14 protein-coding genes and 2 pseudogenes are annotated in these 24,366 nt (G+C 65.1%); 4 read left to right on the top strand and 12 right to left on the bottom strand.

What is annotated here, in order from left to right:
• Nucleotides 1-157: 157 nt before the first annotated feature.
• From BUE21_RS13170 to BUE21_RS13140, 7 genes are all read right to left on the bottom strand, one after another.
• Complete coding sequence (locus BUE21_RS13170; protein WP_073357118.1) at nucleotides 158-1,351, bottom strand: vWA domain-containing protein; 1,194 nt, start codon at nucleotides 1,349-1,351, stop codon at nucleotides 158-160.
• Complete coding sequence (locus BUE21_RS13165; protein ID WP_073357117.1) at nucleotides 1,348-3,855, bottom strand: DUF5682 family protein; 2,508 nt, start codon at nucleotides 3,853-3,855, stop codon at nucleotides 1,348-1,350. The genes BUE21_RS13170 and BUE21_RS13165 overlap by 4 nt, the downstream gene beginning before the upstream one ends.
• A gap of 12 nt (nucleotides 3,856-3,867) precedes the next feature.
• Nucleotides 3,868-4,950, bottom strand: a complete 1,083-nt coding sequence (locus BUE21_RS13160; protein ID WP_073357116.1) for an ATP-binding protein — start codon at nucleotides 4,948-4,950, stop codon at nucleotides 3,868-3,870.
• A gap of 52 nt (nucleotides 4,951-5,002) precedes the next feature.
• Entirely contained in the window at nucleotides 5,003-6,691 is a 1,689-nt protein-coding gene (locus tag BUE21_RS13155; RefSeq protein WP_073357115.1) for a DUF5691 domain-containing protein, read from the bottom strand.
• Nucleotides 6,688-8,097, bottom strand: a complete 1,410-nt coding sequence (locus tag BUE21_RS13150) for an SWIM zinc finger family protein (RefSeq protein WP_073357114.1) — start codon at nucleotides 8,095-8,097, stop codon at nucleotides 6,688-6,690. Before BUE21_RS13150 ends, BUE21_RS13155 begins: the two co-directional genes overlap by 4 nt.
• Nucleotides 8,098-8,167: 70 nt before the next feature.
• On the bottom strand, nucleotides 8,168-10,870 hold the full coding sequence (locus tag BUE21_RS13145; RefSeq protein WP_073357113.1) for a bifunctional acetate--CoA ligase family protein/GNAT family N-acetyltransferase: 2,703 nt from the start codon (nucleotides 10,868-10,870) through the stop codon (nucleotides 8,168-8,170).
• A gap of 56 nt (nucleotides 10,871-10,926) precedes the next feature.
• On the bottom strand, nucleotides 10,927-11,805 hold the full coding sequence (locus BUE21_RS13140; protein WP_073357112.1) for a creatininase family protein: 879 nt from the start codon (nucleotides 11,803-11,805) through the stop codon (nucleotides 10,927-10,929).
• Nucleotides 11,806-12,183: 378 nt separating this feature from the next.
• On the opposite strand from BUE21_RS13140, the gene BUE21_RS13135 reads away from it, so the two are divergent.
• The 4 genes from BUE21_RS13135 to gyrB all read left to right on the top strand — a co-directional run bounded on the left by BUE21_RS13135 (nucleotide 12,184) and on the right by gyrB (nucleotide 20,501).
• Nucleotides 12,184-14,514 (top strand): protein-disulfide reductase DsbD family protein, encoded by a 2,331-nt coding sequence (locus BUE21_RS13135; protein ID WP_073357111.1) that lies wholly within the window; start codon nucleotides 12,184-12,186, stop codon nucleotides 14,512-14,514.
• A 246-nt stretch (nucleotides 14,515-14,760) separates the two neighbouring features.
• Nucleotides 14,761-16,266, top strand: a complete 1,506-nt coding sequence (gene dnaA, locus BUE21_RS13130) for a chromosomal replication initiator protein DnaA (protein ID WP_143164537.1) — start codon at nucleotides 14,761-14,763, stop codon at nucleotides 16,264-16,266.
• A 355-nt stretch (nucleotides 16,267-16,621) separates the two neighbouring features.
• Nucleotides 16,622-17,749 carry a DNA polymerase III subunit beta gene (gene dnaN, locus BUE21_RS13125; RefSeq protein WP_073357109.1) on the top strand — a complete coding sequence of 376 codons (1,128 nt, stop codon included), beginning with the start codon at nucleotides 16,622-16,624 and terminating at the stop codon, nucleotides 17,747-17,749.
• A 169-nt stretch (nucleotides 17,750-17,918) separates the two neighbouring features.
• The gene (gene gyrB / locus BUE21_RS13120; protein WP_073357108.1) at nucleotides 17,919-20,501 is read left to right on the top strand and encodes a DNA topoisomerase (ATP-hydrolyzing) subunit B; all 2,583 of its coding nucleotides are present in this window, start codon (nucleotides 17,919-17,921) and stop codon (nucleotides 20,499-20,501) included.
• An 81-nt stretch (nucleotides 20,502-20,582) separates the two neighbouring features.
• On the opposite strand, the gene BUE21_RS13115 is transcribed toward gyrB, so the two are convergent.
• The 5 genes and pseudogenes from BUE21_RS13115 to BUE21_RS15065 all read right to left on the bottom strand — a co-directional run.
• Entirely contained in the window at nucleotides 20,583-21,317 is a 735-nt protein-coding gene (locus tag BUE21_RS13115; RefSeq protein WP_073357107.1) for an alpha/beta fold hydrolase, read from the bottom strand.
• Nucleotides 21,318-21,325: 8 nt separating this feature from the next.
• Nucleotides 21,326-23,149, bottom strand: a complete 1,824-nt coding sequence (gene aceK / locus BUE21_RS13110; RefSeq protein WP_073357106.1) for a bifunctional isocitrate dehydrogenase kinase/phosphatase — start codon at nucleotides 23,147-23,149, stop codon at nucleotides 21,326-21,328.
• Nucleotides 23,150-23,155: 6 nt separating this feature from the next.
• Nucleotides 23,156-23,827, bottom strand: a complete 672-nt coding sequence (can, locus tag BUE21_RS13105; protein ID WP_407656065.1) for a carbonate dehydratase — start codon at nucleotides 23,825-23,827, stop codon at nucleotides 23,156-23,158.
• A 129-nt stretch (nucleotides 23,828-23,956) separates the two neighbouring features.
• Nucleotides 23,957-24,130, bottom strand: a pseudogene (locus BUE21_RS13100) (6,7-dimethyl-8-ribityllumazine synthase); the annotation flags it as partial.
• Nucleotides 24,131-24,174: 44 nt separating this feature from the next.
• Nucleotides 24,175-24,366: pseudogene (locus tag BUE21_RS15065) on the bottom strand (hypothetical protein); the annotation flags it as partial.

Here is a 24,366-nt window from a genome sequence, read left to right as displayed (position 1 = left end):
TGGCCTGCCGGGGCACACTGGCCCGAAGGGTTGGGCCCAAAAAGGCCGTGCGCGGCGTTGCAAAGCCTCGCAAGGCATAAAGCCTTGCTGCGTTTTGCGCCTTGCTCACAGCCTTTTTGGACTCCAACGCGGGGGCGAATCTAATGGATGACACGCCCTACCGGCTGGCCCTAAAGCCCTGGGCGGCAGCCCAGGCGGCCACGTCGTCGCGGCGGATGGCGGCGGCCATGAGTTGTGGGAAGGCATCGGGGGTGCAGGCGAAGGATGGCACGCCCAGCGCGGCCAGTTTGGCGGCCAGCGTGGCATCGTAGGCGGGCGCGCCTTCGTCGCTGAGGGCCAGCAGGGTGATGAACTGCACGCCCGATTCCACCAGCTCGTGAGCGCGGCGCAGCAGGCCGCTTTCCACGCCGCCTTCGTAGAGGTCGGAAATCAGCACCAGAATGGTGTTGCGTGGCTCGCTGATCTGGCTCTGGCAGTAGCCCACCGCGCGGTTGATGTCGGTGCCACCGCCCAGTTGCACGCCAAACAGCACGTCCACGGGGTCGTGGAGTTTGTCGGTGAGATCGACGACGCTGGTATCGAACACGACCATGCGGGTGCTGACGGCTGGCAGGCTGGCCATGACCGCGCCGAAGATGCTGGAATAGACCACCGAGTTGGCCATCGAGCCGCTCTGGTCGATGCACAGCACGACTTCGCGCTGCGGGCGGCGTGCCTTGCGGCCATAGCCGATGAGGGTTTCGGGCACGATGGTGCGGTATTCGGGCTGCCAGTGGCGCAGGTTGGCGCGGATGGTGCGGTTCCAGTCGATTTCGGCATGGCGCGGGCGGCGGTTGCGCTGGCTGCGGTCGAGCGCGCCGCTGATGGCACTGCGCATGGGTTCTTCGAGGCGGCGCATCAGGTCGTCCACCACTTTGCGCACCACGGCGCGGGCGGTTTCGCGGGTGTTCTGCGGGATGACGGAGCCGAGCGAGATCAGGTCGGCCACCATGTGAACGTCGGGCTGGACGTGTTCCAGCATTTCGGGTTGCAGCAGCAGCTCGCGCAGGTTCAGACGCTGCATGGCATCATGCTGCATGACCTGTACGACCTGGCTGGGGAAGTAGTTGCGGATGTCGCCCAGCCAGCGGGCCACGCTGGGCGAGGAGTTGCCCCGCCCGCCCCGGCGCGCGGCCAGCGGGCTGTCGGCCTCGTAGAGTGCCGACAATGCCTGGTCCATTTCGGACAGCCGCCCTTGCAGCCCGCCGCAACTGGGCTGCGCCGGGCCACCCAGCACCATGCGCCAGCGTTGCAGGCGGGAGGTGGGAGCGGGGTCTTCGGTGGCTTCGGGGGCCACATCGGGTTGCGTCATGGTTCACTCCTTGCGGATGCTTCAACAGCAGACGGCTCCAGCCCCAGCAGGCGGCCCAGCAGGGGCAGTGCCAGCGCGGCGCGGTCTTCGTCCCAGGGCGAGGCATCGGTCTGCGGGTCGGGGGTCGTCAGTGCGACAGCAGCAGTGGCCGCGCCGCTGTCGGGGGGCTGGACGTGGGTGCGGCGCACTTTTTCGCCCAGGCTCTGGCGTTCGTGCTGCGAGAACGCCGAGAAGCTGCGCCGTACCAGCGGCAGTATCTGCACGAATTGCGCTTCGCCCAATTGCGACAGCCAGGCATCGACCGCGCCCCAGATGGCTTCGTCGTGCAGCAGCACCAGGGCCTGCTGGTTGAGAAAGCCATCGAGCCAGGCGGCGGCATCCAGCGGGGGCACGCCCAGCGAGAGGTTGCGCGCCAGTTGCGTGGCGACCTGTGCGCCATCGAGCAGGTGGGCATCGAGCAGCAGGCGGCAGGCCATGCCGCGCAACAGGGCAGCGGCGGCATCGCCCTGCGCGAGGCTGCGCAAGGCCGCCTGCCATGCCTGCCGGGTGGCGGCTTCGGCAGCGGCTTCGTCGGGCACAGCGGCGGTGGGTTCGCTGGCGGTGCCGCTGTCGCGCAATCGCAGGGCTTCGTGCGCGGCCAACACCTGGGTGTGCATGTCGGTGGCGGCTTCGGCATCGAGGGCCATGCAGGCCACGGGCAGGCCGATGGCGGCCCGCAACACCAGACTGTCGATGACGCTGGCGAGCAGCGCGGTGTCGGTCTGGCGCACGCTGCCATAGCGATAGACCTGTGCCAGCGGCGGCAGGGCGCACAGCAATTGGCCCACGTCGCCGGTGGTGGCGGCGCGTTCGGCCAGGGTGTGCATCAGCGATTGCACCAGTGCAGGCAGGTTGGCCAGCAGCGCGTCGTCGATGGCCTGGGCGATGGCAGGCAGCGGGGCTTCGGGGGTGAGGTTCTGGCGCAGTCGGGTGGTGGCGGCCTGGGCAACGGTGGCCCCGTGGATGCTGGCCTCGATGATGCGCACGGCCAGTTCCGGCTCCCATTGCAGGCTCCAGCTTTCGCGGAAGGTGCCCCGGTTGCGCTGCGCGTCGTGGGCGGGCGTGCCCCAGCCTATGCCCAGCAGGCGCAGACGGTGCAGAAAGTGGCTGCGCTGCAAGTCCAGCTCCTTGCGCAAGTCCAGTGCCAGCACCCGTGCGGCGGCTTCGGGCTTGAGGCGCAGGGTTTTCTGCTGCTGTTCGATGTCGCGCTGCAACGGAACCTGGGGCACATCGGGCGGCACGCTGCCCAGCACGTCGCCTACCGTGAGTTCCTGTTCGATGAGTTGCAGCGGGGCGGTCTCGCCCATGCAGATGACGGTCTGGATGGCTTCGTTGAGTTCTTCGAGTCCGGCACTGGGCTGGCCGCGCAGGGCCGCCAGCCCTTCGGCCAGGCGGGTGGCCTCGATGATGTGGGCACTGGAGCAGTCCAGGTCGCGCTCGCGCAACAGCCGCGCCACCCGCGCCAGCCAGCCTGCCGTGCGCAGGGTGGTGGCGGGCACGGCGGAGGCGGTGGTTTCCGTGGCCGTTTGGGAGCACTGCCACAGGTGCGCATACCAGCCGGGCGAGGCCACGCCCGCACCATAGCCGCTGGCCATGCTGAGATTGCGGTAAGTCCAGGGCGTCCAGGTGGCCTGCACCTTGACCTTGGGCAGGCCCTTGAGCAAGGCCGCGTCGCTCTTGGCGGTGATGGCGGCCTGCAAGGCGGGCACATGCCACGCGCCGCAGACCACGGCCACGCGCTGGTGGCCCGCCTTGGCGGCTTCGCGCAGGCACTGGCGCATCCAGGCTTCGCGCAGGTGTTCGTGCCGGGTGCGGCTTGCGCCGCGCCAGTCTTCGGGCAGTTCGCTGCGCACCGCGCTCATGGCTTCGGCAATGCTGGCAAACAGGGCTTCGCTGTCGCCGCGCTCTTCCACCAGACGGTTCCACCAGCGTTCGCCATCGGCGTATCCGGCAGCCTGGGCCAGCCAGTCCAGCGGGTCGGCGGGGATGTCGGAGGCCGTGGGTGCGGTGTCCGCATCAGGCTCTGGTGCGGGGGGCTGGGTTGCGTCGGGCTGGGGGTCGGTGGCCTCGGCATCCGGCTCGGCATCATCCGCTTCCTGGCAAGCCTGCTGCTGCTCGGCCTCCAGTGCCATGGCATGGGTTTGTGGCAGGTCGATCAGCCGGGTGAGAACCTGCCGCTGCACGGCCCATTGCAGGGCCTGCCATTCGGGCGAGAACTCGGCAAACGGATAAAAGGCGGCCTGGGCAGGCTGCTCCTGCCGATAGACCAGCAGGGCGACCGGCGGGCGCAGATCGGCATCGGCCAGCCGCGCCAGCAAGGCTTCGCCCTCGGGCGGGCCTTCCACCAGCAGGCAATCAGGCTGCAACTGCTCCAGCGCGTGCAGCAGGCTGCGGGCGCAGCCGGGGCCGTGGTGGCGAATGCCGAAGAAGTGAAAGGCGTTCAAAGGGTTGGCAGAGGTGGCCATGCAATACCCGCATCAAAGCTGTTCGCGGCAGGCGCGGTACAGGTCTTTCCAGTCGCTGCGTTCCTTGACCACGGTCTCCAGGTATTCCTTCCAGACCACGCTGTCCTGCACCGGGTCCTTGACCACTGCGCCCAGCAGGCCCGATGCCACATCGGCCGCACGCAGCACGCCATCGCCAAAGTGTCCGGCCAGTGCCATGCCGCTGTTGAGCACGGAGATGGCTTCGGCGGTGGAGAGGGTTCCGGTGGGCGACTTGATGCGCACGCTCTTGCCATCCTCGGTCTGGCCCTGGCGCAGTTCGCGGAAGATTTGCACCACGCGGCGCACCTCCTGCAAGGCGGGCGGCTCGGCAGGCAATGCGAGGGCACGGCTTTGCTCGGCCACACGGCGCGAGACGATCTGCACTTCCTCGTCCTGCGTGGCGGGCACGGGCAGCACGACGGTGTTGAAACGGCGTTTGAGCGCGCTGGAGAGTTCGTTCACGCCCTTGTCGCGGTTGTTGGCGGTGGCGATCACCGAAAAGCCCTGCACGGCCTGCACTTCCGTGCCCAGTTCCGGCACGGGCAGGGTTTTTTCCGAGAGCACGGTAATCAGGGTGTCCTGCACGTCGGCGGGAATGCGGGTGAGTTCCTCGATGCGGGCGATCTTGCCCAGCCGCATGGCGTGTACCAGCGGGCTGGGAACCAGTGCCTTGTCAGAAGGGCCGTGCGCCAGCAGTTGCGCGTAGTTCCAGCCGTAGCGCAGTTGCTCCTCGCTGGTGCCCGCCGTGCCCTGGATCAGCATGGTGGAGTCGCCACTGACGGCAGCAGCCAGATGCTCGGATACCCACGACTTGGCCGTGCCGGGCACGCCGTAGAGCAGCAGGGCGCGATCGGTGGCCAGCGTGGTGATGGCGATTTCCATCAGGCGCGGACTGCCGATGTACTTGGGGCTGATGGCAAAGCCGTTGTCGAGTGTGCCGCCCATCAGGTAGTGCAGCACCGCCCAAGGCGAGAGCTTCCAGTTGGGCGGGCGCGGACGGTCGTCCACCTGTTGCAGGGCGTGCAGTTCTTCGGCGAATTGCTGCTCGGCGTGCTGGCGTAGTACTTGGCTCATGGTGCGGGTTTCAGAAAAAAGAAAAAGGGAGGTAACCAATAGGGGCGGTGTTTCAGGGCGTTCTCAATGTCGCTTCCAGCAGCGTGCGCAGGTGGACGGTGCGCTCCAGTGCCTCGGCCATGCGGGGGGAATCCCAGGGGTGCGACAGGGTGGAGACGGCGGTGGATGTTTCGGCATCGGCACTGGCCGCAGCGGCGGCATCCGGTGGCGCGGGCACGCGCCAGAGTTGCGCCAGTCGCGGCAGGTCGGCCACATCCAGCACGCGGGCACAGGCCAGCAGCAGACTGCCGCCCTGGTGTCCTTGCCAGTCGCCGCGCACCTTGGCCGGGCCATGCAGCGCGGCAGACACGGCATCGAGCAACTGGGCAGACAGATGCGGAGCCAGCGAGGCCCCCGGCGGCAGCATGGTGGCGATGCGCTCGATGGCCTGCGGCAGCGACGCTTCGCCCTTGTCCAGCAGCGACTGGCACAGGGCTTCGCGCTGTGCCGGGGTGAGCCGCGCCAGCATGGCCTGCTCGATGGATGTACTGCCCCACCAGCGGCGTGACAGCAGGGGCAGCGCATCCAGCCACTGCGGATCGGGGTCTTGCTGCAAGGCCGTCAGCCAGCCCTGGTGCAGGTCGGCCTTCCAATCGGTGCGACTGGCCCAGCGTACCAGTTCCAGCGGAACCATGCCCAGGGTCTGCGGCCAGAACGACAGCGGGGTGAGTGCCACGAGTTGCTGCAATTGCCAGGCTTTCGCGCCACCGCTGGAGGGCTTGAGGCTGATGCCGTGCTGCTCCCATTCTGGCAGGCCTTCTTCGAGCGGCTCCAGCGTCCAGCGGCCTTTGCCATCCTGGTGCAGGCAGTCGCGCATCCAGCCGCTGATGCGCTGGCTGTGGCTGCTGCCGGGCAGGCGCGAGAGCAGCCGCGCGGCGGCCTCGCGCACTTCCTTGCTGCGGTCGCTGGCCAGCAGTTGCGCCAGCAGCGGCTCGTCGTCCATGCCCAAGCCCGTTCCCAAGGCCTGCACCAGCGGCAGGCGTTCCTTGGCAGGCAGTTCCTTGAGGCTGGCTTGCAGACGCTCACGCGCCGGTGCGGGGTCGCTGTCACGTTCGCGCTGCAACAAGGCCACGCGCTGGTCGATGGAGCCTTCCTGCCAGACCTGTTCGGGGCTGGCGGTTTCTTCCACCCCGCTGGCGTACCGCCACGCCGGGTTCAGGCCCGCCAGCCAGCGGCCACGCTCGCCCAGCACCGGCAGCAGCCAGCGACGCAGGGCCACGGACTGGCGACCCAGTTCCAGAGCGGCCACCAGCAGCGCGTGCGGCAGGCGATGGCCGCCCTGCTCCAGCCGCGCCAGCAGCAGCGTGAGCAGCGGGGATTCGGCATCCTGCAAGGTGGTGGCCATGAGTGCCTGCAAACGGGCATCGGTGTCGGCACAGGCGGGGCGGGTTTCGGCACTGACAGCAGCCACTGGCGGCAGAACGGCAACGAGGCCCGCATCCACCCGGCCCGGCTGCCCACCCGCCCGCGCCAGCACAGTGGCCACGGCAGCGGCGCGCAACAAGGCTTCTGCCCGCGATGCCGCCGGGGCCACCAGTGCCCGGTGCAGCATCTGGCGGGTGGCCGGGGCATCGGCAGGCGGGGCGGCCAGCAGTGCGGGCGGCAGGGGCAGACGCTCCACGCCCACCTGTGCCGATTGCTGCAAGGCCAGCCACAGCGCAGTGTTGCCGGTGGCGATGTGGGTGTTTGCGTGGGTGCTCATGCGGTTTCTCCCCGGTCGTGCCAGATGCAGTGCAGGGCGTTGCGGGCATCGTCTGGTCGGACGGCCTGCCATGCACTGCGCAGATGCCAATGCCTGTGCTCCCATTCGCCGAACCATGACACGGGCTGGCCACCGGTCATGGCCAGCAACTGCCAGCCTGCCTGCGCCTCCAGTACCACGGTTATGGGGGCGGCATCTTCCATGCCGTGCAGCCACCAGCGGCCTTCGTGGAAGCGCAATGCGGCCTGCTCCATCCACAGCGGCTGCAAGGTCTGGAACGGGTTGTCGGCCACGCGCCGCGCCAGTGTATCCAGGGCCTGCCGTGCCGTGCCAACCACCGCCTGCGTCAAGGCCCCATCATGCTCGTCCTGCTGCGCCAGCAGAGCCGGAACCTGCCCCACCGGCAACAGGGCACGCAAGGGCGCACGGCCCGGATAGAAATGCAGCACGCTGTGGTAGCTGCGCCCTGCCAGCCAGGCGGATTCAAAGCCGCGCCCGCCCTGGGCATAGTCCAGCAGCAGGGCGACGCGGCCACTGTGCAGCCCTTGCAGCCAGATGCGCCGCTCCAGCAGGTTGCCATCGCGCGGGGTGTGGTGCAGCCCTGCCACCACCCAGGAGTCGGTCACGGCCTGCCCCTGTGCCACCACTTCAGCGCGATCCAGCGGCCAGCCCAGCGCGGCCATCAGGTCGGCGCGGGTGTCGGCATCGAGACTGCCCTGCCGCTGCACGGCTTCGTGCAGCAGGTGCCACTGCCCCAGATGCAGCAGCAGTTCACGGTGCCAGTCGGGGTGGCTGTCCACCAGCGTCCAGGCGCGTTGCAGGCGCGTGGCCATGCCGGGGGCCTGCGCATCGACCATGCGGGCGGTCAGGGTGCGCCACTGCGCGCTGGCCTGGGGGTTGCCCGAGAGGCTGGCCAGCCCCTGCGCCACCATGTCCTGCATCCACAGGGCCAGCTCCTGCATGCCTGCCGAAATGTTGTCCCAGCGTTTGTCCACGCGACGGGCGACGGCTGCCGGGTTGGGCGGGGGCGCGCTGGCCTTGCGTTCCTGCTGTTCGGCTTTTTTCTCGGCCTTCTGCTGGCGGCTGGTCTGCCATGCCTGCACCCATTCGGGGACATCACCGCCTTCGGGCACTTCGCCTGCCGCCCGCAGCAGCATCAAGGCCAGACCGTGCTTGCAGGGGAATTTGCGGCTGGGGCAGGAGCATTTGAAGCTCGGCCCACTCAGATCGACCTGGGTCTGGTAAGGCTTGCTGCCACTGCCCTGGCACTCGCCCCAGACTGCCGTGGCACTGCTGCCCACGCTGGGCCATTTGCGGATGGATTGCAGCCCTTTGGCCGCCTTGACGGAGGCGGCATCCGGTGCCAGTGCCAGCACCTCGACTTCGGTTCCCAGTACGCGCGACACAGCTTCTTTCTGTAGGAATAATCAAGTATTGTTCGTAACTGGATTCTAAGACGACGCGAGAACCCGTTTTTCAAAGCTGATGCACCACCAGCCGGAATTCCGGGTCTTCCTCGAAGGCGCGTACCGTGAAGCCCAGGCGGCGCATGAGCTTGAGCATATTGGGGTTGTTGGCCAGCACCAGACCCTGGATTTCGGACAGTCCGCGATCACGCGCCACGTCCATGATGCTGAGCATCAGCCGTGAACCCAGCCCCTTGCCGTTGAAGTCGTCGGCCACCAGCAGGGCGAACTCGCAACTGGTCTGGTCGGGGTTGGTGACGTAGCGCGACACGCCGACGATGCGATCACGGTGGCTGACCTGCCCCTGTTCGTCCACAACGCGCTCGCGGTGCACGGCAGCAAGTGCCATCTCGCGGTCGTAATCGATGAGGGTGAAGTTGGCCAGCATGGATGCGGGCAATTCGGCAATGCGCGAGACAAAGCGGAAATAGCGGCTTTCGGGCGAGAGTTCCTTGACGAGTCGCTGCACCATCTGTGCGTCGTCGGGGCGGATGGGGCGCACCAGGTATTCGCCGCCGCCGCGCAACGGCCAGAGCTGTTCGTAGCGTGCCGGATACGGCAGGATGGCCAGATGGCCGTAGTGCCCGGTGCCGGCATTCTTGCTTTGCAGACTGCTCTGTGCCGACTCGCTGATGACGATGCGTGCATCCACGGCCACCGCCCCGCATTCGTCGGCAATGATGGGGTTGATGTCCATCTCGCGCAGTTGCGGCAGGGCGCAGACCATTTCCGAGACGCGCAGCAGCACCTGCTCCAGGGTTTCCAGATCGACGGGTCGCGTGCCGCGCCATGCCCCCAGGGTTTCGGCAACGCGGGCGCGTTCGATGAGCCGCCGCGCCAGGAACTGGTTGAGCGGCGGCAGTTCCATCGCGCGGTCGTCGATGAGTTCGATCATCGTGCCACCCGCGCCGAAGGTGATGACGGGGCCGAAGGGATCGTCCGTCACCAGGCCAATACAGACTTCGCGGCCACGCCGGGCGCGCGCCATTTTCTGCACCGTCACGCCGTTGATGCGGGCACTGGGCTGCACCCGCGCCACATGCTGCACCATGTCGGTGTAGGTGTCGCGGGCGGCGGCACCGCTATTGACGTTGAGCACCACGCCGCCCACGTCGGACTTGTGGGATATGTCGGGCGAATCGATTTTCAGTGCCACCGGAAAGCCCAGTTGCGTGGCAATCATCATGGCCTCATGGGCACTGCGTGCCAGCAGCGTCTTGGTGACCGGAATGTGGAAGGCCGCCAGCAGGGTCTTGGACTCCATTTCCGTCAGCACATGGCGACGCTCGGCCAGCGCGCTTTCGATGACCAGCCGCGCACCCTCGATGTCGGGCTTGGCCATGGCCGTGAGAGATGGCGGGGTCTGCTGCAAAAGTTGCTGGTTCTGGTAGAACGAAGCGATGTTGCCAAACGCGCCGACCGCTGCTTCCGGGGTGCGGAAGCTGGGAATCTGCGCGACGTGGAGCACTTCACGCGCCTCTGCCACCGAGGCACCGCCCATCCAGCAGGCCAGCAGTGGCTTGGAGGCCGGCCGCGCACCGGCCAGCACATTCGCCACCGCCAGCGCATCGACATCTTCCTTGGGCGAGAAAATGACCAGCACGCCATCGATCTGGCGGTCGCGGGCTGCGGCTTCCAGGGCCAGTTGATAGTGGCTGGCATCGGCTTGATCGGAGAGCGAGATCAGATCGGTCAGCACGGCCTGGGCGGGCAGTTGCGGGGCCAGCTTGGCGGCGGCATCGGGCGAGAGTCGCCCCAGTTCCAGTCCGATTTCGTTCACCCAGTCGGCGGCCAGCACCCCCGGCCCACCGCCGTTGGTGATGATGCCCAGTCGCCGCCCCACCGGGCGGTAGCGCGAAGCCAGGCACTTGGCGGCCGAGAACAGCTCCACGAACGAACGCACCCGCACGGCTCCGGCACGGCGCAGTGCGGCATCGAACACGTCGTCACTGCCGACAATCGCACCGCTGTGGGTTTGCGCAGCCGCATTGCCCGAGAGCTTGCGCCCACCCTTGAGCACGACCACGGGCTTGGCATGGGCGGCCGAACGCAGTGCACTCATGAAACGCCGCGCGTTGCGGATGCCTTCCATATAGACGACGATGCTTTGCGTGCGCGCATCGTTGGCCAGAAAATCCAGCACTTCGCCGATGCCCACTTCGGTATGCGGCCCCAGCGACACCACGCTGGAGAAGCCCACGCCATTGCCGCTGGCCCAGTCGAGGATGGAAGCAGTGAGCGCGCCGGACTGGCACACCAGTGCCAGCGACCCTTCCCGCGCCAGCGGCCCCACGGCACTGGCGTTGAGTTGCAGCGAGGGGCGTTGCAGCCCCAGCGAGTTCGGCCCGAGCAGGTGCATGCCCTCGCGCCGCGCAATCCGGCTCCACTGCGCAGCCTGCGCCGCATCGATGCCGTGGGACAGCACCAGCGCAGTGCGGCAGTTGATGCGCACAGCAACTTCCAGCGCGGTGGCCACGTCCTGCGGCGGCAGGGCGATGATGGCCAGGTCGGCACGGGTCTGCGCCAGATCGGCCAGGGTGCCGCTGGTGTGAATATCGAGTGTGGTGAGCATGCCGGTGAATGGCTGTGCATGCAGTGCTTGCAGCAGGGCGCGGGCCTGGGGCAGAAGGGCTTCATCCGCTTCACTGTCCTGTGACAACACGACAATGGAGCTGGGCGCGAACAGCGGGGTCAGGTAGTGTTTGTCCATCATGGGCAATTCCTATCGTCCTTGCAAAGGCTTTCCGGTTCGGGGCTGGCCACCGCCCGTCAGGCAGATGGCGAGGAGGATGATACACCGGGCGGCAGCGGCAAGGCCGCCATTTCCTGCAACAGCAGGGCGAGTTGCTCGGCGGCACTCTCGACCAGCAGGCGGCCCTTGTCGGCGGTGGCGGCCTGGGCATTGCCCGCCGCGCCATCGGGGTTGTAGTCCTGCATCTGCCAGCCCATTTTGGCACTGCGCCCGTTGCCCAGAATCGCAAAGCGGCGCGCGCGCTCTTCCGATGTGGACGGGAAGTCTCTGGCCTGCGCCATGCGCACCTGTGCGGGTGCGAGGTGCAGCATCATGGACGTTTCCTGATCGCCCGCATGGATGCCGAAACGCTGCTCGTAGGCACTGAACGGGGCCAGGGCTTCGGGCGCGAGCGGCAGATGGTTCCAGCTCGTGCTGTAGGTGAGCATCTGGTGGCGCACGCGCAACTGCCGCGCCACGATGTCCATCACCCCCACATGGCCGCCGTGGCTGTTGAAAATCAGCAGCTTGCGCACACCGGCACGCGCCACGCACGCGCCCAGCTCCAGCCACAACGCGATGATGGTGGCTGGCTCCAGCGTGAGGGTGCCGGGGAAGGACTGGTGTTCCGGGCTGTAGCCCACGGTCTGGGTGGGCAGGAACAGCACTGCCGGGCGTTGCGCGGCAGGCATCTGCGCCAGCCGCTGGATGCTGGCGGTGACAATGCCATCGGCAATGGTGCTGTCCACGTTCAGCGGCAAATGCGGGCCGTGCTGCTCGGTCGCACCAACTGGCAGCACGGCAATGGTGCGTTGCAGCAGCGCGGCATGATCGGGATGCGAGAAATCCGGGCTGCACAGCTCGCTCCAGCGAAAACTCGGCCAGTGGGAGGAATCAGAACAATGGGTAGAGGACATGGCAGGCAATGGTGAGATCACAAACAGGTTCTAAAAACGTGCTGACGATTTCAGAGCGATGCCGTATCAGTAGCACCGTCATTCCGGGCTTGACCCGGAATCCAGTGACGACGTATCCAAAGAACAACTAGGCTCTCAATGGGATACCTTGCTACTGGATTCCCGCATTCGCGGGAATGACGGGTGCTTTGCTGGACTGAACAACATGACCCTGAGATCGCAAACAGGTTCTAAAGGCAGATGGGCCATTCTGGCAGAAGACCCTGCTCACGGAACCGATGCGCACATGCCCGGCTCATAATGCAGCATTGCTGACTGCCTTGCGCCCATGCCATCCGCCCGTGGGCGCGTTTCGGATTTCCCCCAGCCCTTGCCGCAATGCCTTCCCTGCCTTTTTCTGCCTCCCGTTCAGCGGCCCTGTCGCGCTGGCTGCTGCCACTGTTTCTGCTGCTGGTCTGGGCACTGTGTCTGCCATCGCCCGCACCCGCGCAGGTGTTTGGCCGTACGGCCAGCACCGATGCCGCCGTGGTACAGACCCCGCATGTGCGTGCCGAACTGGTGGCGCATGTGCCCGATGGCCTGCAAGCGGGAACCACAGCCTGGCTGGGCCTGCTGATCGCGCACGAACCCGGCTGGCACACCTACTGGAAGAACCCTGGCGACACCGGCCTGCCCACCGAACTGCACTGGCAGCTTCCGGCAGGCATGACCGCCGGGGACATCCAGTGGCCCGCGCCAGAGCAGTTCCACATTGGCGACATGGTGAACTACGGCTACGAGGGCGCGGTGCTGTTGCCCGTGCCGCTGAACGTCGCCACACCGGATGCCAGCGAGGCCACCGCCACATTCACACTCGAAGCCACCTGGTTGGTGTGCAAGCTGGAGTGCATCCCCGAGTCGGGCACATTCCGGCTGGAGTTGCCGCGCCAGGGCAGCAGCGCGCTGCACACGGCAGAATTCACCACCGCATGGCAGGCGCATCCACACAGCACGCCCGAGGCCCGCGCCCAGGTGCAGGCACAGGGGCAACGGCTGCAATGGCGCGTGGAAGGCTTGCCCACCGCGCTGCACGGCCAGCCACTGGAGCTGTATGTAGAGCAAGGTTTTGTGGTGGCGCATGGCACACAGCCGGACAAGGGCTGGCCCCAGCAATGGCAGGATGGCGTGTGGCTGGCCGATGTGCCGCTGTCGCCCGACCGGGATGCCGCGCCCGCCCAACTGGCCGCCGTGCTGCGCCCGTTGCCACCAGATTCCCCCACCGCGTCCGCAGCGGCTGCATCGGCCTGGCGTGTGGTGGCCGATGTCACCCAGCCGTGGACATCCGCACTGACCCCGCTGGCCCCTGGCCTGCAAGCCGCTCTGGCGCAAACCGGAACCGAACCCAGTACCGCACCGCCGCCCCTGCCTGCACCGGACGGTGCAACATCCGGTGTCGCCTCCATCCTGCTGCTGGCCCTGCTGGGCGGCGCGTTGCTGAACCTGATGCCCTGTGTGTTTCCGGTGCTGGCCATCAAGGTGCTGGGCATTGCCGGGCCGGGCAGCTCCACCGACACCGCCAGCCGTCGTCGGGCCGCCTGGGCTTATGGCGCGGGTGTGGTGCTGAGTTTCACGCTGATGGGCGGGGTCATACTGGCCATGCGGGCACTGGGCAGCAGCCTGGGCTGGGGGTTTCAGTTGCAGTCACCCTGGTTCGTGGCCCTGATGGCGGTGCTGTTCACGCTCATCGGTCTGTCGCTGGCGGGGGTGTTTCACCTCTCGTCCTGGGCACCCCAACGTCTGGCGGGAGCGCAACCTCGCTCACCGCTCCTGCACGCTTTTCTCTCCGGTGTGCTGGCCGTGCTGATCGCCTCGCCCTGCACCGGCCCCTTCATGGGCGCGGCACTGGGGGCCACGCTGGGCCTGCCCGCACCTGCGGCCTTGCTGGTGTTCGTGGTGCTGGGCATCGGCATGGCTGTGCCCTTCATGCTGCTGGTGTGGTTCCCCACGCTGCTGGGCTATCTGCCCCGCCCCGGTGCGTGGATGGCCACGTTCCAGAAAGCCATGGCCTTCCCGATGTTCGCCACCGTCGCCTGGCTGCTGTGGGTGCTGGCGCACCAGACCAACCCCGACAGCGTGGCCGCGCTGCTGTTCGCGCTCTGGGGCATGGGCTTTGCCCTGTGGCTCTGGAGCCATCGCCCCGGCAGCACCGCCGTGGCCGCGCTGAAGGCCTTGTGGCTGCTGGTGTTGGTGGCCGTGCTGGCCATCACCGGCTACGCCTGGCAGGGCTTCCATCGCACCCAGAGCCAGCCCCGGCTGGCACAGTCCCACAGCCAGACGGACACCGCCGCCATCGCGCAGCCCTGGCAACCCTGGTCGGCCGATGCCGTCACGGCAGCACTGGCACGCCAGCAGCCGGTGTTCGTGGATTTCACTGCCTCCTGGTGCATCACCTGCCAGTACAACAAGTTCAACGCGCTGAGCGACGATGCCGTGCTGGCCGCCTTCGCCCAGCAGAACGTGCTGCTGCTGCGGGCCGACTGGACGCGACAAGACCCCGCCATCTCGGCCGCGCTGCGCACGCTGGGCCGCACCGGCGTGCCCACCTACGCGCTCTACCAGCCAGCACAGCCACCACTGGTACTGACGGAAATTCTGGATCGCCACGAACTGCGCAACACCATCGCCAGTCTGGCTGAAAACACCCCTCCTGCAGCACGCCAAAGCCCATGAAAACCAAGTATTCCACAATGTTTTCCACAAGCCAAAACAGGGGTTTTTCATAGGGAAATAGGGCTTGCGACTGTGGATAAACGGTCAAGATGCCCACACCTCTCTATAATCCATGCTCGACCATGAGATGAGCATGACCCTGACCTTCGCCTCACCCCCTTCTGCCCCATTCTGGCCGACCGGCAACCGGCCCTTCTCCCTGCGCCCAGCACCGGCACAGCCATGCCACAGCACCGGAGTTACCGCATGAACACCCCGGTATCGGAGCTGGACGACAGCTCGCAACAAGCCCTCTGGCATGTCTGCCTGGAGCGGCTCGCGCTGGAAATCCCGGTGCAGCAATTCGCCTCCTGGATTCGCCCGCTGCGGGCCTACGTCTCTGAAGATGCCTCGCTGGTCAGCCTGCTGGTGCCCAACCGCTTCGCGCTGGACTGGGTGCGCTCGCAGTACCTGCACCGCATCTCCGAGCTGCTCAACGAAATCAACGGCCAGCCGGTGCAACTGGAACTGGCCCTGGCCCCGCGCAGCCGCCCGGAAGTGCGCACCGTGCCGGTCGTCAGCTCGCCCGCCACGATTGCCTCCGTGCCTTCGGCCTCGCTCTCGCCGTCACCATCCGCCCCGGTGCTGCCAGTGCCCGGCATCGGCGGCTTGCCCTCGGCCAGCATCCACACCGGCCGCGACACCATCCAGGCCGACCCCGAACCCGACACCCCGCCCGCAGTCAGTAGCAGCAACACCCGCCTGAACCCCGGCTTCACATTCGACGCGCTGATCGAAGGCTCGGCCAACCGCATGGCCCGCGCTGCCGCCATGCACGTCGCCCACCAGCCTGGCCAGCTCTACAACCCGCTGTTCATCTACGGCGGCGTGGGCCTGGGCAAAACCCATCTGGTACACGCCGTGGGCAATCAGTTGCTGGCCGACCGCCCCGATGCCAGAGTGCTCTACATTCATGCCGAGCAGTTCGTCTCCGACGTGGTCAAGTCCTACCAGCGCAAGACTTACGACCAGCTCAAGCAGCACTATCACGCACTCGACCTGCTGCTGATCGACGACGTGCAGTTCTTCGCGGGCAAGGACAAGACGCAGGAAGAATTCTTCAACGCCTTCGAGGCCCTGCTGTCGCGCCGCTCGCACATCGTCATGACCAGCGACACCTATCCCAAGGGCCTGAAGAACATCCACGAGCGGCTGGTGTCACGCTTCGACTCCGGCCTGACGGTGGCCATCGAACCGCCAGAGCTGGAAATGCGCGTGGCCATCCTCATCAACAAGGCCCGGCTGGAAGCGACCGTGCTGCCCGAAGACGTGGCCTTCTTCATCGCCAAGAATGTGCGCTCCAACGTGCGCGAACTCGAAGGCGCGTTGCGCAAGGTGCTGGCATTTGCCCGCTTCAACAGCAAGGATGTGTCGATTGCCATCGCCCGCGACGCGCTGCGCGACCTGCTGTCCATCCAGAACCGGCAGATCGGCGTGGAGAACATCCAGAAAACCGTCGCCGATTTCTACAAGATCAAGGTCGCCGACATGTACAGCAAGAAACGCCCGGCCAACATTGCCAAGCCGCGCCAGATTGCCATGTACTTGGCCAAGGAAATGACGCAGAAGAGCCTGCCCGAAATCGGCGAGCTGTTCGGCGGACGCGACCACACCACCGTGCTGCACGCCGTGCGCAAGATTGCGCAGGAACGCCAGCAGGACACCGAGCTGAACCAGCAACTGCATGTGCTGGAACAGACCCTGAAACGCTGAAGCCGAAACCCGCGATTTGCGCATGTCCCCCACCCCACCACAGCCGCCTTCACGCCCCCTTTGCAGGAACATGCCTGTCGGCGCGCCAGGGAAGGTCTGCAAAACCCATGCTGTCGCGCAAATCCGTTCTGGCGGCGCATCGCTTTGTCGGCTTTTGCCCCCAATAGCACCACTATTGGGGGCAAAAGCCTTCGCGCGCTGCATCCACCACAACGGCCTGCGCTTTCCAGCAGAGTTTTGCAGACCTTCCCTAGGCTGTAGTTTTTTCAGCGAAAATAAGCCATTTACATTTTCCGCCCGCATTGGCTGTGGGCAGAAAATGCAACCGATCATGTGAAGCCACTGGAGAACCCTGGTGATTGTTTTCAAAGCCCCCCAAGACAAAATCATTTCCGTCCTGCAATCGGTCGCGGGCATCGTCGAGCGTCGGCACACCCTGCCCATTCTGGCCAACGTGCTGCTGCGCAAGCAAGGTGACACCCTGCAACTGACCACCAGCGACCTGGAAATCCAGATTCGCACCAGCGCGCCACTGGGTGGCGACGACAGTGCCGACTTCGCCACCACACTGGGCGCGCGCAAGCTCATCGAAATTCTGCGCACCTTCTCCGCCGACCAGCAAGTCACGCTGGAATCCTCGCAGGAACGCCTCATCCTCAAGGGCGGCAAGAGCCGCTTCACGCTGCAATCGCTGCCCGCCGACGACTTCCCGCTGGTGCAGGAGTCGCCCAACTTCGGCCCCGCCTTCGCCGTGCCGCAGGGCGTGCTCAAACGCCTGCTCAGCCAGGTATCGTTCGCCATGGCCGTGCAGGACATCCGCTACTACCTCAACGGCATCCTGTTCGTCGCCGAAGGGCGCACCCTCAGCCTGGTCTCCACCGACGGCCACCGCCTCGCCTTCGCCCGCGCCGAGCTGGACGTGGAAGTGCCCAAGCAGGAAGTCATCCTGCCTCGCAAAACCGTGCTGGAGCTGCAACGCCTGCTGCGCGACACCGACGAGAAAGCCGAAGAACAGCCCCTGATCCAGATCCAGTTCGCCAACAACCAGGCCAAGCTGAACTTCAACGGGCTGGAATTCGTCAGCAAGCTGGTCGAAGGCAAGTTCCCCGACTACAACCGCGTCATCCCCAGCGGCTACGGCAACAGCGTCACCCTGGGCCGCCAGGTGCTGCTGGCCAGCCTGCAACGCATGACCATCATGACCAGCGACAAATTCAAGGGCGTGCGCCTGAACTTCGAGCCGGGCCTGCTGCGCATCACCTCCGCCAACACCGAACAGGAAGAGGCCCAGGACGAACTCGAAATCGACTACGGCGGCTCCAAGGTCGAATCGGGCTTCAACGTCAGCTACCTGATCGACGTGCTGGGCAATGTCGGCAGCGACCTCATCCGCCTCGACTTTGCCGATGGCAACAGCTCCATGCTCGTGACCATCCCGGAAGACGACAGCTTCAAATACGTCGTCATGCCCATGCGCATCTGAAGCCCGGCCCCTGCGCCCGCCACCGCCCCTGTGACGCACCGCCCCCACGCCCTTGCCTCATCTGCGCGCCCAGCCGCGCGGCTGGGGCTTGCAGCGTTGGCCCCCACGTCACCCCCCGTCTTTTCGGGAAGACGGCCCTTGCCGCCTCTCCCTGCCTGAATGGAATGCCATGACCGAAGAAACCACCCCTGCCAGCCCTGAAGCCACCACGCCCGACCAGGGACAATCTCCGAACGACTACGGCGCAGGCTCCATCCAGATTCTGGAAGGGCTGGAAGCCGTGCGCAAACGCCCCGGCATGTACATCGGCGACACCTCCGACGGCACCGGCCTGCACCACCTGGTCTTTGAAGTGGTGGACAATTCCATCGACGAAGCCCTGGCGGGCTACTGCGACGACATTCTCATCACCATCCACGCCGACGGCTCCCTGAGCGTTTCCGACAATGGCCGGGGCATCCCCACCGCCGTCAAGATGGACGACAAGCACGAACCCAAGCGTTCGGCCACCGAAATCGCCCTCACCGAACTGCACGCGGGCGGCAAGTTCAACCAGAACAGCTACAAGGTCTCCGGCGGCCTGCACGGCGTGGGGGTCTCGTGCGTGAACGCCCTCTCCTCGTTCCTGAAAGTGACCGTGCGGCGCGAAGGCAAGCTGCACGAGCTGGAATTCTCGCGCGGCAAGCTGCAAAACCGCGCCATCGAAACCGTCGATGGCGTGGAAGTCTCGCCCATGCGCATCACCGGCAGCACTGCACAGCGCGGCACCAGCGTCCACTTCCTGCCCGACACCGACATCTTCCAGCAGAACAACGAATTCCACTACGACATCCTCAGCAAGCGGCTGCGCGAACTCAGCTTCCTGAACAACGGCGTGCGCATCCGCCTGCTCGACGAACGCACCGGCAACGAAGAAGACTTCGCCGGCAGTGGCGGCGTGCAGGGCTTCGTCGAATTCATCAACAAGGGCAAGCAGGTACTGCACCCCACCACCTTCTTTGCCGCAGGCAGCCGCCCGGCAGAAAGCTACGGCGGCATCCCCGGCACCGAAATCGGCGTGGAAGTGGCCATGCAGTGGAACAGCAGCTACAACGAAAGCGTGCTGTGCTTCACCAACAACATCCCCCAGCGCGACGGCGGCACCCACCTCACCGGCCTGCGTGCGGCCATGACCCGCGTCATCAACAAATACATCGAGGAAAACAACCTCGCCAAGAAAGACAAGGTGGAAATCTCCGGCGAGGACATGCGCGAAGGCCTCTCCTGCGTGCTCTCGGTCAAGGTTCCCGAACCCAAGTTCAGCAGCCAGACCAAGGACAAGCTCGTCTCCAGCGAAGTGCGCGCCCCGGTGGAAGACATCGTGGCCAGGGCACTCACCGACTTCCTGCTGGAAAAACCCAACGATGCCAAGATCATCTGCGGCAAGATCGTCGAAGCCGCCAAGGCCCGCGAAGCCGCCCGCAAGGCGCGTGAGCTGACCCGCCGCAAAGGCGTGCTCGACGGCATGGGTCTGCCCGGCAAACTCGCCGACTGCCAGGAAAAAGACCCCGCCCTCTCGGAAATCTACATCGTCGAGGGCGACTCCGCCGGTGGCTCCGCCAAGCAGGGACGTGATCGCAAATTCCAGGCCATCCTGCCACTGCGCGGCAAAATCCTCAACGTCGAAAAGGCCCGCTACGAGAAACTGCTCGCCAGCAACGAAATCCTCACCCTCATCACCGCCCTGGGAACCGGCATCGGCCGCACCGCCAGCGAGGAAGACAAGCCCGGCGTGGACGACTTCAACGTCGCCAAACTGCGCTACCACCGCATCATCATCATGACCGATGCCGACGTGGACGGCGCACACATCCGCACCCTGCTGCTGACCTTCTTCTACCGCCAGATGCCCGAACTGGTCGAACGCGGCCACATCTACATCGCCCAGCCGCCGCTGTACAAGGTCAAGAGCGGCAAGGAAGAGCTGTACCTCAAGGACACCCCCGCCTTGCAGCAATACCTCACCCGCATTGCCCTCAAGGACGCACGCCTCATCCCCACCGACAACGCCGCCGCCATCCACGGCGAAGCCCTGGAAAAACTGGCCATCACCTACCAGAAGGCGCAGAACACCATCGAACGCCTGTCCGCCTGGATGGACGGCGAGGCCCTGCAACTGATTGCCGACGGCACCCACCTGAACGTCGAAACCCCCGAGCAGATGCAGGCCACCGCGCAGGAGCTGCAAACCCGCCTCAACGACCGCCCGCACCTCACCGAAGAAGCCACCGTGGAAGTCGCACACGACCCGCGCACCGACAAACCCGTGCTGCGCATCAGCCGCCACCACCACGGCAACGTCAAGAGCAGCATCATCCCGCAGGACTTTGCCAGGGGAGCCGACTACGCCACGCTGGCCGCCGCCGCACAAGCCTTCAACGGCCTGCTGGGCACGAACGCCAAAGTGCAGCGCGGCGAAGGCGAGCGCATGAAGGAACAGGAAGTCAGAACCTTCCACCAGGCCATGCAATGGCTGCTCTCCGAAGCCGAACGCACCACCAGCCGCCAACGCTACAAGGGACTGGGCGAAATGAACGCCGAACAGCTCTGGGAAACCACCATGGACCCCGAAGTGCGCCGCCTGCTGCGCGTGCAGATTCAGGACATGATCGAAGCCGACAAAGTCTTCACCATGCTCATGGGCGACGAAGTCGAACCCCGACGCGACTTCATCGAAACCAACGCCCTGCGCGCGGCCAATATTGATGTGTGACCAGAACCGGCCATGCGTCACCGCAGCAGACAGGGTCGCCCCGATACCGTACCGATGATGCTGTTCTGCACGAACAGCTTTCTACCCATGGCCAAGGCCACTGTACTGCTGTAGCCAGTCGAGCAGGATGGCTGTAACCGCCTCTGGCTGTTCCAGGGTGGAGAGGTGGCCGCATTGCGGCACGATGGACAGGTGGGCATTGGGGATGCTGGTGGCCATTTCCTGTGCCAGCTCGGGAGGGGTCAGGGTGTCGCTGTCGCCTCCGAGCACCAGCGTGGGACAGGTGATGCGGGGAAGGTCGGGCCGGGAATCGGGGCGAGAAATGATGGCTTTTTGCTGATGCAGAAAGGCAGCGACTCCGACATCCTTGGCCATCTGCATGACGGTGGCTTGCAGGGCCGTATCGTTTGCATGCGCGGGATGTACGGATCGCGGGTAGTTCTGCGCTGCACTCAACAGAAACTTGCCGCGCTCGGCCAGTTGCATCAGGGCCAGGCGGTTGGCGGTGGCCTCTGCGGTGTCGGGCCGTGCCGAGGTGTTGAGCAGTGCCAGACCCCGTACGCGCTCGGGTGCCTGGCGCAGTATTTCAAACGCGATATAGCCCCCCATGGACAGGCCTGCCAGTGCGAAACGCGCAGGTGCATCGCGCAGGATGCTGGCCGCCAGTGCTTGCATGCTGCTGCCATGCAGGGTATTGGCAACGGTGACATGGCCCGATTGCCACAGGTGCGGTATCTGTGCCGCGAACAGCCGAGGCGAACAGCTCAGCCCCGGCACCAGCACGATGGGCACCGACGGTGCGACAGACAGAGGCATGGGCAGGGTTACTTGTTGTGGTACGACGGATCGGGCTGGAAGCGGCGCTCCTGATCGTAGGGAAACACGTCGTACACATGGCCTTGCTGGATGCGCTCCTTGTGCTGCTGCCAGAAGGCCACGTCCAGCAGGTCGGCATGGTGCCGCATGAAGGTCTCGCGCACGGCAGGGTTGCCCAGCAGGAAGGGGCCGAAGGTTTCGGGGAATACGTCCAGCGGCGCAACTTTGTACCAGATTTCGCCGCTCATTTCTTCTTCCTCGTTGCGCGGCTTGGGAACCTTGCGGAAGTTGCAGTCGGTCAGGTACTCGATTTCGTCGTAGTCGTAGAACACGACCTTGCCGTGGCGGGTGACACCGAAGTTCTTCCAAAGCATGTCGCCGGGGAAGATGTTGGCAGCCACCAGGTCTTTGATGGCATTGCCGTATTCGATGACGGAGTGTTCCATCTGCTCGCGGGCCTTGGGGTTGTCCAGCCCGGCATCGAATGCTTCCTGCAGGTAGATGTTGAGCGGGATCATGCGCCGCTCGATGTAGAGGTGGTCGATGATGACTTCCTCGTTGCCGTCGCCATCGCGGTCGCTGATTTCCAGCTGGCTGGGGGCAAACTTGCGGATTTCCTCGATCAGTTCGTCCTCGAAGCGGTCGCGCGGGAAGGCCACCTGACTGTATTCCATCGTATCGGCCATGCGCCCGACGCGGTCGTGCTGGCGCACCAGGCGGTATTTGCTCTTGATGATTTCGCGCGTGGTGTCCTTCTGCGGCGGGTAGTAGTCCTTGATGAGCTTGAAGACGTACGGGAAACTGGGCAGGTCGAACACCAGCATGACCATGCCCTTGATACCGGGGGCAATGCGGAACTTGTCGGTGGAGTTGCGCAGGTGGGTGAGGAAGTCGCGGTAGAAGATGGCCTTGCCCTGCTTGGCCAGCCCCAGCGCGTTGTAGATTTCGCCCCGGTGGGTGCGCGGCATCAGGCTGCGCAGGAACTGCACATAGGCAGAGGGGATTTCCATCTCGGCCATGAAGTAGGCTCGGGAGAAGGAGAACAGCATGTTCATGTCGTCCTCGCCCAGCAGCACGGCATCAATGACGAGTTTGCCGCTTTCGTCGTGCAGGAACGGCAGCGCGAAAGGCATTTCCCAGTAGCCGTTGATGATCTTGCCGACGAGGTACGCGCCCTTGTTGCGGTAGAACAGGCTGGCGAGGGCCTGAATCTGGAAGTTGGCGCGGATTTTCAGCTCGTGCAGGGTCTGGTGCAGCACGTCGGTGATGCGGTCAATGTCGGCATCCAGATGGGCGAACGGGCGTTGCAGGTTGCAGTCGGCCACGATGCGTTCGACGGTCGGGCGCAGTCCCGCGAGGCTGTGCGGGTAATAGACGTGGAAGGTCGGGCGCGAGGCCGGTTCGTCGTTCTGGATGTATTCGGTGCTGATGGCCGGCCGCACGAAGATGAAATCGTTCTGGAAATAGGTGCGGTGCAGGATTTTGGTGGTGACGGAGTTGAAGAAGGTCTCCGCCAGTTCGGGCTGGAAGTGGTTCACCAGCAGCCCGATGTAATGCAGCTTGGCTTCGTGCCACACCTCCATCGGCAGGCTTTCTGCCTTGAATTCCTTTTCCAGTCGCTGCACGCATTCGCGCACCCGCACGTCGTAGAACTCGATGCGTTCGCGCTGGCCACGCTGCTGACCGTGCCAGTCGGCGGTCTCGAAGCGGTGCTTGGCGCGTGCAGATTCGGCACGGAACAGCCGGTAATGGCGGTTGAAGCCATCGATCATGGCCTTGGCAATGCCGCGTGCCAGCGAGGAATCCAGGGTATCCGGGAGGTGTTGGGGCATGGTGTCTCAGGGAATGGGGTCGCGTTCGGTGGTGGCCACGCGCTGCACCGCCCTGTCATAGGTGTCCAGCAGCGAATCGTTGCCGGTCACGGTCATTTTCAGGTCGGTAATCAGCCCGTTGTTCAGATGGTAACACCAGCCATGCAGGATGACCTTCTGGCCGCGTTGCCAGGCATCCTGCACCACGGTGGTCTGGGCAATGTGCAGCACCTGTTCGATGGCATTGAGTTCACACAGCGCATCGCCCCGGTGTTCGGCAGGCAGGCTTTGCAGCAGTTCGGTATGGCGGTCGCGCACGTCCTTGACATGGCGAATCCAGTTGTCCACCAATCCCACGCGCTTGTCATGCAGCGCGGCGAGGACTCCGCCACAACCATAATGGCCCACGACCATCAGGTGTTCGATGCGCAATTGATCGACCGCGTACTGCACGGCAGAGAGGCAGTTGAGGTCGGTGGGCACGACCAGGTTGGCCACGTTGCGGTGCACAAAGACTTCGCCCGGCTCCAGTCCGGTGATCTGGTTGGCAGGCACGCGGCTGTCGGAGCAGCCAATCCACATGTAGCGAGGATTTTGCTGGGCCATCAGGCCGGTAAAGAAACCAGGGCGGTCGCGTTCCATGGAAGCAGCCCAGGCACGGTTTTTTTCAAAAAGGTCTTTCAATTCAGGCATGGCGATGTAATTATTAATGATGAAAACCTGCCTATTGTCGCCAAAAACGACAGCCCTGCTGGCCTCGACGTTTCTGAAAATGTACCAGAAGGTTTTTCAGAGGATATGCAAGGCACGTACAGACTGGCATTCAGATCAGTCGCGCAAACGCCGCAGGCTGACCAGCGTAGCCACACAAGCGTCAGCGGCTTCGCGGCCCTTTCTTGCAAAATGCTCGCAGAAGAAATGTCGATGGTCTTCGTGCTCATGGAAGTGGTGTGGTGTCAGCACGACCGAAAACACCGGTACCTCGGTGTCAAGTTGCACCCGCTTGACATCCACCCCTGCCTAAAGTCAGGGGATTCCTACGGTGCTCATACCGGCCCGAAGCCAGTATGAGTCGCTTCGGTGGGTTCCTGCTTCACCGAGGCTGCGCACCTTGCCTTTGCAGGCTTGGCGGGGCTTACGTCCTCTCCACAGGCTAACCGGGCGTGTCCCGCCCTTAAGACATTGATCGCGCCGACCACATCGGCGTTTTCTTCGTAACCGCATTCCACACACGCAAA

Source organism: Lampropedia hyalina DSM 16112 (genome assembly GCF_900129055.1).
GTDB classification, from domain to species: Bacteria; Pseudomonadota; Gammaproteobacteria; order Burkholderiales; family Burkholderiaceae_C; genus Lampropedia; species Lampropedia hyalina.
Note: the sequence above shows the minus strand (reverse complement) of the source record. Positions and strands in the feature narration are given on the sequence as shown.

Bases quoted from the DNA above. Each gene is read 5' to 3' on its own strand.
- BUE21_RS13170 (WP_073357118.1), bottom strand. From the start codon at position 1,351: ATGACGCAACCCGATGTGGCCCCCGAAGCCACCGAAGACCCCGCTCCC.
- BUE21_RS13165 (WP_073357117.1), bottom strand. From the start codon at position 3,855: ATGGCCACCTCTGCCAACCCTTTGAACGCCTTTCACTTCTTCGGCATT.
- BUE21_RS13160 (WP_073357116.1), bottom strand. From the start codon at position 4,950: ATGAGCCAAGTACTACGCCAGCACGCCGAGCAGCAATTCGCCGAAGAA.
- BUE21_RS13155 (WP_073357115.1), bottom strand. From the start codon at position 6,691: ATGAGCACCCACGCAAACACCCACATCGCCACCGGCAACACTGCGCTG.
- BUE21_RS13145 (WP_073357113.1), bottom strand. From the start codon at position 10,870: ATGATGGACAAACACTACCTGACCCCGCTGTTCGCGCCCAGCTCCATT.
- BUE21_RS13140 (WP_073357112.1), bottom strand. From the start codon at position 11,805: ATGTCCTCTACCCATTGTTCTGATTCCTCCCACTGGCCGAGTTTTCGC.
- BUE21_RS13135 (WP_073357111.1), top strand. From the start codon at position 12,184: ATGCCTTCCCTGCCTTTTTCTGCCTCCCGTTCAGCGGCCCTGTCGCGC.
- dnaA (WP_143164537.1), top strand. From the start codon at position 14,761: ATGAACACCCCGGTATCGGAGCTGGACGACAGCTCGCAACAAGCCCTC.
- gyrB (WP_073357108.1), top strand. From the start codon at position 17,919: ATGACCGAAGAAACCACCCCTGCCAGCCCTGAAGCCACCACGCCCGAC.
- BUE21_RS13115 (WP_073357107.1), bottom strand. From the start codon at position 21,317: ATGCCTCTGTCTGTCGCACCGTCGGTGCCCATCGTGCTGGTGCCGGGG.
- aceK (WP_073357106.1), bottom strand. From the start codon at position 23,149: ATGCCCCAACACCTCCCGGATACCCTGGATTCCTCGCTGGCACGCGGC.